The following is a 13404-nucleotide window of genomic DNA, read 5'->3' as shown; positions in this document are numbered from 1 at the left end:
GTGTATTATTAGTGTCAATAATTATATTTATTTACAAAACTATTTAAAAAGGGGGAACTGAAGATGAACAATGGTATTGTATTAAAAGTAAATCGCTCATCCGTAGTTGTACTAACTGCTAACGGAGAGTATTTAAAATGTAAAAAATTATTGTCATCCTATTCGGTTGGTGAAGAAATTCAGTTCCCTAGTAATGCAATTATTTTAAATAATAAAATGAAAATAAGTATTCCAAAATTGATACCTGTCGTAATTGCCTGTGGTTTAATTCTTTTCTCTTTTACATTTTTAAATTTGAACCACGAAGAAGCATTTGCTGCAGCAGGAAAGGTTAAAATTGACTCAGAGGCTAAAGTGTCATTAATTCTGGACAAACAGTTAAAGGTTATTGCATTAAAAGGTCACAATGAACAAGGTAAAAAAGTGATCGATAAAATGGATAACTGGAAACATAAGCCTTTAAACTCAGTTATGAATGATATAGTTGGTGAAATGGAGAAATCTAAGGTAATTGAACCAGATGAAACAATCAAATTAACTGGCAAGATGAAAAAAGAGTTTAAAGATAAACAAAGTGAGCTAAATCATGAATTGAAGGATATTCAAGAAAGTAATAACCATATTAATATCCCAAATGCTAAGGATTTAGATCAGCCTAAGGTTAAAAATCAAAGCCAAAGTCATAATCAAAATAAACAAGAAAATGATTTGAATTCTCATAAAGTGACTAGTGGTGATAATAATTCCAAAGTTAAATCTCCTTTTAAGTCACCTACTGTCGAAAAGAACAAAGCTAATGATAATCGTTATTCAAAAGAAGTTAAGAATCATAGACATCAAGAAGAGCACTGGGGAAATAAGCAAAGTCAATCGAATCATAGACATCAAGAAGAACATAAAGAATCATCGAAGCAAAATCAAAAGAAACAAAATAACAATTATGAAATGCATCAAGAGAAAAAAAAAAAAGACTATAATGATGGACGCGATTTAAGAAGTAATAATGATCAAGGAAGAAATGAAAATAATAAAGGCTGCCATGGTTGCAATAATCGTTATAAAAACAATCAGAACGAGAACAAGAACAATAATGGTTGACAAAATGATAATGAAAAACACTCAGATTAATAATCTGAGTGTTTTTTATACAAATAACATTACTAACCCCATGAAAGAATTAAGGCTTAGGAAATACTGCTCAAATGCTCATGAATAACCATCCAAACTCCATGGTCATTCTTTATAAATACATTGGTAGCTCTACCATGACCGACTACAAAGTTTCTTTTCAAATAGCCTTCATATTGAAATTGATAAGTACACATTACAAAAGTTTTGCAAAAGTTATGATCGGTAGTTAACCATTTTACATTTGTAGCTGTGTACACTCTTGAATTACATTCCAAGCATTTTCAAAATACTGCTGAATTTCTAGTAAAGAAGTACAGGTTTTGTCAATGCTTTTATGTACTGTTATAGCGCATTTTGATAGCTCATATACAAACCACCTTTATAGTAGAGCTGAAGTAAGACTTGTAGGTGAAAATCTATAGACCATCTATTATTACTTTGCATAATTAAATCAGTTAGTTTAAAGCCAAAAGAAGCCCTCAAGGTAAGTTAAACTTCCTTAAGGGCTACGTTTGTATAAATGAAATTTTAATTTATGTCTTTGGTACTCAACTTAAGTAACTTCGATCATACCACCACTTATTCGCTTATAACCTCTCCATTTCGCTATATCTTCCATTAATTGCAATAGAGCTAAATCCTTTTTTTTCGATTCAATCATTATATCGATATCTTTTCCAATTGATCTGACGATGTCAAAAAAGGGCTTAATAAAATCAAGGTCAATTAAATCTGAATGCGCTCTAAACTCTTTATCGGATTTCGGAGATGAAATATGAATTTTAGGCTTCAAATTTGTATGTTCCCAAGTAGAGAATATAAGGGGTAATAATTTCTCTAACGGTTCTTCACATAAGTTTGCCATATGATGATGATAGTCAAATACGAGCGGAATACCTTCGTTTTTACAAACCATTAGTGTTTCAGTTGTATTATACGTTTTATCGTCATTTTCTAGCGTCATTTGTTTTTTAATGTGAATAGGGAGCTTTTTTATATTTTCATAAAAACGTTGGATCGCAAGCTCTTTATTTCCATACGCGCCACCAATATGTATATTAATGACGCTTTGGTCTGCAATACCCATTGCTTCAAGAACTTTATAATGATACTCCATATCAATCACAGCATTATCAGTTATATGAGGTTTATCACTTGTAAAAAGCGTGAATTGGTTAGGATGAAAACTAACTCTTAATTCATGCTTTTTGATAAAATCTCCTATTTCTTTAAATTGTTTGTGAAAAATATTTATATAATCGAATTCTACATCTGGATGAGTCGCCAAAGAGACCATTGAAGAAGACATTCTATATAAGGGAATTTGCTGTCCCACATTATAATGAAGTGCTCTATACGTATTTTCAATATTTTGCGATGTAACATAAATTAATTTCTCTAAACGTTCGTCCAGGTCAAGGGCTTTATAACGTGTATATGTAAGGGTTTTTGCAGGTGAACAATTATATAATGATAATGCATGTGATACATACCCAAATCGAATGATCATATTTTGTTCACCTCTACCTTGATTTTTGTATATGTACAAAGGACTACATTAATGGAGAAAGAAGCTTAGATAAAAGCTTGCGACACTTCCATAAGAATGTTGTATTTTTATAATGCTGGGTAGGATAAGTTTTTGAGCGTTCTAAGTCCTTTGTAAATATTTCTTTAATCTTCAATATGAAAGACTCACTTGAAAAAATACAGCTCCATTCATCATTTATGCAAAGACTTCTACGATCAAAGTTAACGGATCCTACATCACAGCAACGATCATCGATGAGTAGTACTTTGGCATGAAAGAACCCTTTCTGATAATGAAAAACTTCCCCACCGCCTTCTAAAATTAAAAGGAGATGTGGAAAACTCGCCTCTTTAACTAGTCTGTGGTCTTCTTTTTCCGGCACCATTACGCATATGTGGACGCCTCGATTAAGAGCTGCAAGAAGAGCGTTCATCAATTTTTTTGTAGGAATAAAATAAGGTGTACCAATGTAAATATGTTTTTTTGCCTGATCTATTAAATCTTTATATAGGTTTTCAATGCGTACAAAGTCCGACGAATAGAAATGGTGTTCGATTTCTCCTTTTGCTAATTCATCGTCATTAATTAAGGTAAAGGATTCTCCGCCACTTCTAACCCAGTCTATTAAAAATTGAATGTGTAAATCTTTTACACCTTCACCTGTCATTCGAATATGATAATCTCTCCAATAACCTAAGTCTTCATCAAAACCAATATATTCTTTACCTATATTAAAACCACCAAAATAACCGACTTTTTGATCTATTACTGTAATCTTTCGATGGTTACGGTGTTGAAACCGATAGAGAGTATATGGAAATCCAGTTCTCCGATTAAAAAGTACTTCCACGCCATTTTCTTTTAGTTTTTTTATTCTTTTACGTTTTAGTCTAAAACTTCCGATCCAATCAACAAGGAGGCGTACTTGTAATCCTTCCTTAGCTTTTCTTTCAAGTAATGATAAAAATTTTTCGGATGTATCATCATTTCGAACAATATAAAAAAGCATAGAAATGCTAGTACTTGCTTCTTTTATGTCGTCTAGAAGATGCTTGTACAAATCATTACCATCTGTTATTAACATTGTTTCACTATATCTTTTTTTAAATGGGCAAATTTTATCATATTTATGAAAGGCTTTATAGCCAAAATAAAGATCTAAGCTAGCAAGGAGTATAAGAAAGAGTAGAGCAATTAAGCAAATGCAAAGAATCATATAATTAAACTCCTTTACCTTTTACGTGTTGATAGTATGACCATTTCCATTGAAGAATATGAAAAAGAGTTAATTTAATATGAAAAAGTATTTGACTGAATAGTCATTCATAATATAATTAAATTATATATTTTCTGAATATTATTATGGTTATAAATTTTTAAACAGTAAGCGTTTTCTTTTATAGCCGGGAAAATTGGGGGAGGAATACATCATGAATCATGCACTTTTGTATTTGAACGCACTAGGGTTTGTGGCAATTACAGTCTATGCAATTTATTTATTCATTTACCTGATTCAAACAAGACTTGCCTACATCAAATTAGGTAAAAAAGAAGAATTTGAAAGAAATTTGAAAGAACGTTTTCAAAAAATTTGGGTCAATGTTTTTGGACAAAAAAAGCTATTGAAGGATAAGAAAAGTGGATTTATTCATTTGTTATTCTTTTATGGATTCATATTAGTTCAAGCTGGGGCTTTAGACTTTATTATAAGAGGTCTTGTTCCTAGCGCACATTTACCTCTTGGACCTTTGTATGGAGCATTTACATTTTTTGAAGAAATCATTGCGTTACTAATATTGGTGGCAGTTGTTTGGGCCTTCCATAGACGATATATTGAAAAGTTAGTTCGACTAAAAAGAGGTTGGAAAAGTGGTTTAGTTCTTATTTTTATTGGTTTATTAATGTTATCAACGCTATTTGGTAATGGTATGGGAATCATTTGGCATGGTGAAGCAACGAGCTTTCACGAACCAATTGCATCATTAATTGCAACTATTTTTAACGGAATTAGTAAGCCTTTATCAATTTCATTATTTTATGTTGCTTGGTGGACTCACTTAATTTCACTTTTAACGTTCTTAGTATATGTACCTCAATCAAAACACGCACATTTACTTGCTGGTCCAGCAAACGTGTATTTTAATCGTTTAACAAAAGCAGGAAAATTAGAAAAAATAGATTTTGAAGATGAAACACAAGAGACATTTGGTGTTGGAAAAATCAGCGACTTCCGTCAATCACAGTTAATTGACTTATATGCTTGTGTTGAATGTGGTCGTTGTACAAATGTATGTCCAGCTACTGCAACTGGAAAAATGCTGTCACCGATGGATTTAATTTTAAAACTTCGTGATCATTTAACTGAAACAGGGGCTGTTGTAACGTCTCGTGCACCTTGGGTTCCAACAGTTGCATTTTCTAAAACAAAAGGAAATCAATTAGCATTTGCTTCACAAGGAAAACAAGAATCAGCAGCAACATTGGAATATAGTCCAAGTTTAATTGGTGACGTAATTACTGAAGAAGAGATTTGGGCATGTACAACTTGTCGTAACTGTGAAGATCAATGTCCAGTAATGAATGAGCATGTTGAAAAGGTAATTGATTTACGTCGTTATTTAGTTTTAACAGAAGGTAAGATGCAACCTGATGCTCAACGTGCAATGACAAATATCGAACGTCAAGGAAACCCATGGGGATTAAATCGTAAAGACCGTGAAAATTGGAGAGAACTTGATGAAAGTATCCATATCCCAACAGTAAAAGAAGCTCAGAAAGCTGGAGAAGAAATTGAGTACTTATTCTGGGTTGGTGCAATGGGTTCATATGATAACCGTAGCCAAAAAATCGCATTAGCATTTGCGAAACTAATGAATGAAGCTGGAGTTAATTTTGCAATTTTAGGTAATAAGGAGAAAAATTCTGGCGATACACCTAGACGATTAGGTCAAGAATTCTTATTCCAAGAGTTAGCAAGTAATAATATCTCAGAAATTGAAAAAGCGGGAGTAACTAAATTAGTAACAATTGACCCGCATGCTTATAACACATTTAAAAATGAATATCCTGATTTTGGTTTATCAATAGAAGTTTATCATCATACAGAATTATTATCTCAATTGGTTAGAGAAGGTAAGTTAAAGCCGGTTCATCAAGTAAATGAAGTGATTACTTACCATGATTCATGCTATTTAGGTCGATACAATGAAGTTTATGAAGCTCCTAGGGATATTCTTCGTGCAATTCCTGGTGTCAAGCTAGTTGAAATGGAGCGTAAACGTGAAACAGGTATGTGCTGTGGAGCGGGTGGAGGATTAATGTGGATGGAAGAGCATGTTGGTAATCGTATTAATGTAACTCGTACTGAACAAGCACTTGCAGTTAGTCCAAATGTAATTGGAACAGGTTGTCCTTATTGCTTAACAATGCTATCTGATGGAACAAAAGCAAAAGAAGTCGAAGAAAATGTAAAAACACTAGATATAGCAGAGCTTTTAGAGTTATCGATTTTTGGTGACAAACAAAACCAAGCTTCATAAAAGTTCTATAACTTTTCAATCTTCATAAAATAGCAATGAAAGGTGTGCAACTTGTACACCTTTCAGATTGCTCGGCAACGTTTTAAACCGCCTTTTATTTTGTGAATTGATTGATTATAGGATTTTATTATAGAGGAGAAATAGATAAAACTTTAAGGGGGAAATTGGGATGAGTAAAACAGTTATAGTAAGTGCAGTTCGTACACCAATCGGACGTTTTGGAGGTGCCTTAAAGGGCTTTAGTGCTGCCCAGTTAGGTGGTATCGCAATTAAAGAGACATTGAACCGTGTTAACCATCCATTAGAAATGATTGATGATGTAATAATGGGAACAGTTTTACAAGGTGGACAAGGACAATTACCTTCAAGACAAGCACTTCGTAATGCAGGATTACCTTGGGAAACAAGATCAGAAACAATAAATAAAGTATGTGCATCTGGTATGCGTAGTGTTATGCTTTCAGATTTATTGATTCGATCTGGCGAAAGTAAACGGATTGTTGCAGGTGGAATGGAATCCATGAGTAATACACCTTTTTATCAAACCTCTATAAGATGGGGAAATAAAATGGGGAATACAGAGTTAAAAGATGGTCTTCTAGTAGATGGTTTAACTTGTTCATTTACTGGTGTTCATATGGGTACATATGGAAGTGAAGTTGCTAAAATCGAAGACATATCTCGTGAGCAACAAGACGAGTGGGCACTTCGTAGTCAACAACTTGCGGTTGAATCAATTAAAACAGGTAAATTTGAAGAAGAGATTGTAGCGATTGAGTCCGTTGGCAAAAAAGGAGTCGTAACCAAAATAGAAGTAGACGAGTGTCCAAGGGAAGATACTACGATTGAAAAACTAGCTAAGCTATCACCAGCATTTGATCGCGACGGAACAATCACAGCTGGAAATGCACCTGGATTAAATGACGCAGGTGCAGCACTTTTATTAATGAGTGAGGAAGAAGCAAAACTAAATGGCTACTTACCTTTAGCTACAATCGTTGCAACAGAATCAATGGCTGTAGAAGCAAAGGACTTTCCTAGAACTCCAGGATATGTCATTCAAAAATTATTACAAAAAACAAATAAAAAGATGTCAGATATAGACTTATTCGAAATTAACGAAGCATTTGCTGCAGTAGTTTTAGCAAGTGCGAAAATTGCGGATATACCTTTAGAAAAAATAAATGTAAATGGTGGAGCTATTGCTCTAGGGCATCCAATTGGAGCAAGTGGTGCAAGAATCATCGTAACTTTAATTAATGCTTTAAAAGCAAGAGGCGGAGGCCTAGGAATTGCTGCAATCTGTAGCGGCAGTGGTCAAGGGGACGCAGTCTTAGTAGAGGTACGATAAGAGGGAAAAGCAGGAATAGCAGGGTATGGGAAGAGTAGGAAAGGTCAGGAGGGGAATATTTCCTTTTTGGCTAAGTACTGCCTCCCTTAAGCTGTTATTTTTTTTGCTTTTCTATTTTTGCCTATTAACTTAATCCTGTTTTTCCTTCCTTCCAGACTTAAAAATTTTTCTACAAAAAATAACAGGAATTTTCAGATTTTTGTCTAATATTATACAAAGTAGACTATCTTTTAGTTAAAGTACAAAATATTTTGTTAACGCTTACAAAAATCGACAAAAACAACATGGCAGTGATAAGGGAGCAATTAAGTTAAGAGGAATAGGATATAAAATAAGTATCTTTAATTAGAACCTCTTATTTGATTGTGATCCTTGTCCTAGCAAAAATCGGGGGAAATGATCTATGCAATTTCGTTTAAGTGAAGAACATGAAATGATTCGTAAAATGGTAAGAGATTTTGCTAGAAATGAGGTTGCTCCGTCAGCTGCTGAGCGTGATGAGCATGAAAAATTTGATCGTTCAATTTTTGATCAAATGGCTGAGTTGGGATTAACAGGTATTCCATTCCCAGAGGAATATGGTGGAATCGGTAGTGATTATTTAGCTTACGTTATCGCGGTTGAAGAGCTTTCTAGAGTTTGTGCTTCAACAGGTGTAACTTTATCAGCTCACACTTCATTAGCTAGTTGGCCGATATATAAATTTGGTACTGAAGAACAAAAACAAAAATTCTTAAAACCGTTAGCACAAGGAACAAAAATCGGTGCTTATGGATTAACTGAACCAGGATCTGGATCAGATGCTGGTGGTATGAGAACGACTGCTAGAAAAGAAGGAAACGAATATATATTAAATGGTTCAAAAATATTTATTACTAACGGTGGAGAAGCGGAAATTTACGTAGTATTTGCGGTGACTGATCCTACAAATAAGCACGGAGTTTCTGCATTTATCGTTGAAAGTGATACACCAGGTTTTTCAGTTGGTAAGAAAGAAAGTAAATTAGGTATTCGTTCATCACCAACAACTGAAATTATCTTTGAAGAATGCCGCATTCCAGCTGAAAACCTATTAGGTGAAGAAGGTAAAGGATTTAAAGTTGCGATGCAAACTCTTGATGGTGGTAGAAATGGAATCGCTGCACAAGCTGTAGGGATTGCACAAGGTGCTTTAGATGCGTCAGTTGATTATGCTAAAGAGCGTGTTCAATTTGGTAAACCAATTATTGCTCAACAAGGTGTCTCATTTAAACTTGCTGATATGGCTACAAGTATCGAAGCTTCTCGTCTATTAACTTATCAAGCTGCATGGTTAGAATCTAATGGACTTCCATATGGTAAGGAATCTGCTATGTCTAAATTACTTGCCGGAGATACTGCGATGAAGGTTACAACAGAGGCAGTACAAGTTTTTGGTGGCTATGGATATACGAAGGATTATCCGGTAGAACGCTTTATGAGAGACGCTAAAATCACTCAAATCTATGAAGGAACACAAGAAATTCAAAGACTAGTAATCTCAAGAATGCTATAAAAAATAATATTTATTCTTCTTTTCGCATTACGAATGATTAGGATCGCTTGGTACAAGGAATATGGATAGTCCTTTACCAAGTTTTCTTTTACAAAAAAAGGCAATTATAATTCTGGGGGATGATTAGTATGGTAGAAAAGTATCAAGCTAAGCACAAGATTCGTTTCGTTACTGCATCAAGCTTATTTGATGGCCATGACGTGTCAATCAATATGATTAGAAGATTATTGCAAGAAAATGGTGTTGAAGTTGTTCATTTAGGCCATAACCGCTCTGTTGAAGAAATTATTAACGCAGCAATTCAAGAGGATGTACAAGGTATTTCAATTTCTTCCTACCAAGGTGGACATATGGAGTACTTTAAATATATGTACGACTTGCTTCAAGAAAGAGGCGCTTCTCACATCAAGTTATTTGGAGGCGGCGGTGGCGTAATTCTGCCTAAAGAGCAAGAGGAGCTAGAAGCATACGGGATTACTAAAATCTATTCACCTGAAGATGGACGTATAATGGGACTTCAAGGAATGATTAATCATATGTTACAAAGCACAGATTTTCTTCCACCTTTGAAGGACTTAGAAAACGTTCAAAAACTATCTGCTACAAATCATAAAGAAATTGCTAGATTTATTACTTTAGCTGAAAATAAAGGTTCTCTAGATTCAAGCTTAGAGATGGCCGCAACATTAGAAAAATCAGAAACTAGTAAAAGTGTAGTAATTGGTATGACTGGTACTGGTGGAGCGGGTAAGAGTTCATTAACAGATGAGCTAGTACGCCGTTTTATTCAAGAGTTTCCAGAAAAAACAATCGGTATTGTTTCAATTGATCCAACAAAACGTAAAACAGGTGGGGCACTATTAGGTGATCGTATTCGTATGAATTCAATTCACCATCCAAATGTGTATATGAGAAGTTTAGCTACTCGAGATAGTCAATCAGAAATCTCAAATGCATTAGAGGATACTATTTCAATCTTAAAATCAGCTGATTTTGACGTTATTTTTGTTGAGACAAGTGGTATAGGCCAAGGTGATGCTGCAATTACTCAGTACAGTGATATTCATCTGTACGTTATGACAAGTGAATTTGGAGCACCTTCTCAATTAGAAAAAATTGATATGATTGACTTTGCAGATTTGATTGCAATTAATAAATTTGAACGTCAAGGATCAGAAGATGCATTACGTCTTGTTCAAAAACAATATCAACGTAGTCGCCATCTTTTCCATGATGATATCGCTACAATGCCTGTATACGGAACAATAGCTAGCCAGTTCAACGATGCAGGAACTAATAATTTATTTTTAGCTTTAACAAAATCAATTGAAAAACACACTACAAATGAATGGAATACGACATATATTAAGCCAGGTAATGTTGAGAAACAACATGTCATTATTCCAAGTAATCGTCGTTTTTATTTAAGAGAAATTGCAGAAACGGTAAGAAACTATCACGAAAATACTGAAGTTGAGGCAGCAAAAGCTTCAAAGCTTTATCAAATTGAAGGAACACTGTCTGAAATAGAGTCACTAAATATTGAAGATGCAAAACATACATTAGTAGATTTGAAAAATAAATTTGAAGAATCTCTTGCTCCATCTACAAAACAAGCTCTTAATCATTTTAAATTGATTAAAGAAGCATATTCACAAGATCAACTAATTCAAAAAATTAGAGATAAAGAAATTAAAATTGAGTTAACAACGACAACTTTATCGGGTACAAAAATACCGAAAGTATCTGTACCTACTTATCGAGATTATGGAGATTTAATAAGATGGGTAGCGAAAGAAAACGTGCCTGGATATTTCCCATTTACAGCAGGAGTATTCCCATTCAAGCGTCAAGATGAAGATCCGAAGAGACAATTTGCTGGTGAGGGACCTCCAAGCAGAACGAATAAACGATTCCACTATCTATGTGAGAATGACCCAGCTAAACGTTTAAGTACAGCATTTGATTCAGTAACTCTATACGGAGAAGACCCAGCAATCCGACCTGATATTTTTGGGAAAATTGGTGAGAGTGGAGTTAATGTATGTACTTTAGATAACATGATTGAGCTTTACAATGGTTTTGATTTATGTAGTCCTTCAACATCTGTTTCTATGACAATTAATGGTCCAGCACCAATTATTTTAGCTATGTTCTTAAATACTGCTATCCATCAACAAGTTGAAATAAAAGAAAAAGAATTAGGCCGAATTTTAACAGTTGAAGAATTCACTGAAATCAAGCGAGTAACTTTACAAAAAGTTCGTGGTACTGTTCAAGCTGATATTTTAAAAGAGGATCAAGGGCAAAATACATGTATTTTCTCAACAGAATTCGCTTTAAAAATGATGGGCGATATTCAACAGTATTTTATTGATAATAGTGTTCGTAATTATTATTCAGTTTCTATTTCTGGATACCACATTGCTGAAGCTGGAGCAAATCCAATTTCACAACTTGCATTCACTTTATCAAATGGATTCACTTACGTTGAATATTATTTAAGTCGAGGCATGAAAATTGATGATTTTGCACATAATTTATCGTTCTTCTTTAGTAATGGACTTGATGCAGAGTACTCCGTAATAGGACGTGTAGCGAGAAGAATTTGGGCTGTTACGATGAAAGAAAAGTATGGTGCATCTGAACGTAGTCAAAAACTTAAATACCATGTTCAAACATCAGGTCGCTCATTACATGCTCAAGAGATGGCATTTAATGATATCCGTACAACGTTACAAGCATTACTGGCTTTATATGATAACTGTAACTCACTTCATACAAATGCATATGATGAGGCTGTTACAACTCCTACTGAGGAATCTGTGCGTCGTGCAATGGCGATTCAGCTTATTATTCAAAAGGAAAATGGTCTATCGAAAAATGAAAATCCAATCCAAGGATCATTTATCATTGAGCAGCTAACAGACTTAGTGGAAGAAGCAGTCTTAAAAGAGTTTGAGAGAATCAGTGACCGTGGTGGCGTATTAGGTGCGATGGAGCTTCAATATCAACGTGGCAAAATTCAAGAAGAGTCACTTTATTATGAAACACTTAAACATAATGGTGAACTTCCAATTATAGGAGTAAACTCTTACATCAATCCGAACGAACAAATGGAATCAATTAATACAATGGAAATCGCTAGATCAAGCTACGAAGAAAAACAATCGCAAATTGATCATGTCGAACAATTCCAAGTGAAACATAGATCAGAAGCACAGGTTGCTTTAGAACAATTAAAACAAGTTGCTCGTCAAAATGGCAATTTATTCGAAGAGCTAATGAATACTGTTCGCGTGGCTAGTTTAGGGCAAATTACTCAAGCATTATATGAAGTAGGCGGACAATACCGTAGAAATATGTAAAAAGAATTTTAAAAAGCCGTTTGTCCTGCTTTAAGACAGCAAAAGCGGCATGTGACTGGAGTTAGGTAGAATGGGCGTCTTTTAGGCGCTCATTTTACTATTTTCGCAAAAAATTAATCTATTATTGAAAAATATAGACAAGGTGCTAGCATATTTAACTTAGTTTTGTTTATAATGAAAGATATGTATTTTATAGCTAACTAGTAAAATTTATACATAATGGTATTAAATTATGGTGAAAATATTATTTTTAAAGGAGTGCTTACCTTGAGTTTAAAGCAATACTCGGAAGAGCAATTAAAAGAATTATCGCTTATTGAATTAGCATATGAACTTTTTTCTGAAACAAAGGAACCTATCTCTTTTTACGATTTAGTTGACCAAATGGCAACAGTTTTAGGTGTAACTAGAGAGGCACTATTAGAAAAACTTCCTCAGTTTTATACAGAATTAAATATTGATGGCCGTTTCGTATGTTTAGGTGAAAATCGTTGGGGATTACGTGCTTGGTACCCATACGATCAAGCAGAAGAAGAAGTATTACCTGTTGCAAAACCTAAGAAGAAACGTAAACAATTGGAAGAAGACAGTGAGTTCGAAGATTATGACGCATCTGAAGAAGATGAGTTTGAAGAAGAAGAACTTGAATTAGACGAGTTAGATGAAGATCTAGTTGATGATGATGAAACTGATGAGTTTGATGACGAAGAAATCGATGAAGATGATGAAGACCTTGAAATAGATGATGAAGATTTAGAGCTAGAAGATGAAGAAGATGAAGAATTAGATGAATTTGAAGAGGAAGAAGAACGATAAGTTCTTGACTTTTAAGTACTGAATGAGTAGAATTCTTATTGGGCTCTTTAAAAAGAACGAAATATATTTTGACGCTCCCTATTTTTAATAGGGGGCGTCTTTGTTTTTTTACAAATACTTAATGTAATAAAACA

The 13404-nt window shown here is 34.0% G+C and carries 8 protein-coding genes; 6 read left to right on the top strand and 2 right to left on the bottom strand.

All coding sequences use genetic code 11. The features are described from left to right. The first annotated feature begins 63 nt into the window (after positions 1-63). Complete coding sequence (locus CN514_RS08030) at positions 64-1098, top strand: anti-sigma factor domain-containing protein (protein ID WP_098232151.1); 1035 nt, start codon at positions 64-66, stop codon at positions 1096-1098. Between the two features lie 586 nt (positions 1099-1684). On the opposite strand, the gene uvsE is transcribed toward CN514_RS08030, so the two are convergent. Further along, positions 1685-2641 (bottom strand): UV DNA damage repair endonuclease UvsE, encoded by a 957-nt coding sequence (uvsE, locus tag CN514_RS08020; RefSeq protein WP_098232150.1) that lies wholly within the window; start codon positions 2639-2641, stop codon positions 1685-1687. Positions 2642-2684: 43 nt separating this feature from the next. After that, the gene (gene cls, locus CN514_RS08015) at positions 2685-3878 is read right to left on the bottom strand and encodes a cardiolipin synthase (protein WP_098232149.1); all 1194 of its coding nucleotides are present in this window, start codon (positions 3876-3878) and stop codon (positions 2685-2687) included. Positions 3879-4092: 214 nt separating this feature from the next. On the opposite strand from cls, the gene CN514_RS08010 reads away from it, so the two are divergent. The 5 genes from CN514_RS08010 to rpoE all read left to right on the top strand — a co-directional run bounded on the left by CN514_RS08010 (position 4093) and on the right by rpoE (position 13270). Continuing rightward, a complete protein-coding gene (locus tag CN514_RS08010) occupies positions 4093-6201 on the top strand; it encodes a heterodisulfide reductase-related iron-sulfur binding cluster (protein ID WP_098232148.1) in 2109 nt (702 codons plus the stop codon). 169 nt (positions 6202-6370) lie between these two features. Continuing rightward, positions 6371-7552, top strand: coding sequence for an acetyl-CoA C-acetyltransferase (locus tag CN514_RS08005; RefSeq protein WP_098232147.1), 1182 nt, complete (start codon positions 6371-6373; stop codon positions 7550-7552). A 403-nt stretch (positions 7553-7955) separates the two neighbouring features. Continuing rightward, positions 7956-9086: an acyl-CoA dehydrogenase gene (locus tag CN514_RS08000; protein ID WP_069033717.1), complete on the top strand. Its 1131-nt coding sequence runs from the start codon at positions 7956-7958 to the stop codon at positions 9084-9086. Between the two features lie 128 nt (positions 9087-9214). After that, positions 9215-12454, top strand: coding sequence for a fused isobutyryl-CoA mutase/GTPase IcmF (gene icmF, locus CN514_RS07995; RefSeq protein WP_098232146.1), 3240 nt, complete (start codon positions 9215-9217; stop codon positions 12452-12454). A gap of 267 nt (positions 12455-12721) precedes the next feature. Next, on the top strand, positions 12722-13270 hold the full coding sequence (gene rpoE, locus CN514_RS07990; RefSeq protein WP_098232145.1) for a DNA-directed RNA polymerase subunit delta: 549 nt from the start codon (positions 12722-12724) through the stop codon (positions 13268-13270). Positions 13271-13404: the final 134 nt, after the last annotated feature.

Origin of the sequence: Bacillus sp. AFS001701 (assembly GCF_002559405.1) — a bacterium.
Lineage (GTDB): Bacteria > Bacillota > Bacilli > Bacillales > Bacillaceae_G > Gottfriedia.
The sequence above is the reverse complement of the archived record's forward strand: the minus strand, read 5'-3'. Positions and strand labels throughout refer to the sequence as shown.

What these genes read in the sequence shown, in the direction of transcription:
- CN514_RS08030 (WP_098232151.1), top strand. Translation starts at nt 64, where the DNA reads ATGAACAATGGTATTGTATTAAAAGTAAATCGCTCATCCGTAGTTGTA.
- cls (WP_098232149.1), bottom strand. Translation starts at nt 3,878, where the DNA reads ATGATTCTTTGCATTTGCTTAATTGCTCTACTCTTTCTTATACTCCTT.
- icmF (WP_098232146.1), top strand. Translation starts at nt 9,215, where the DNA reads ATGGTAGAAAAGTATCAAGCTAAGCACAAGATTCGTTTCGTTACTGCA.
- CN514_RS08005 (WP_098232147.1), top strand. Translation starts at nt 6,371, where the DNA reads ATGAGTAAAACAGTTATAGTAAGTGCAGTTCGTACACCAATCGGACGT.
- uvsE (WP_098232150.1), bottom strand. Translation starts at nt 2,641, where the DNA reads ATGATCATTCGATTTGGGTATGTATCACATGCATTATCATTATATAAT.
- CN514_RS08000 (WP_069033717.1), top strand. Translation starts at nt 7,956, where the DNA reads ATGCAATTTCGTTTAAGTGAAGAACATGAAATGATTCGTAAAATGGTA.
- CN514_RS08010 (WP_098232148.1), top strand. Translation starts at nt 4,093, where the DNA reads ATGAATCATGCACTTTTGTATTTGAACGCACTAGGGTTTGTGGCAATT.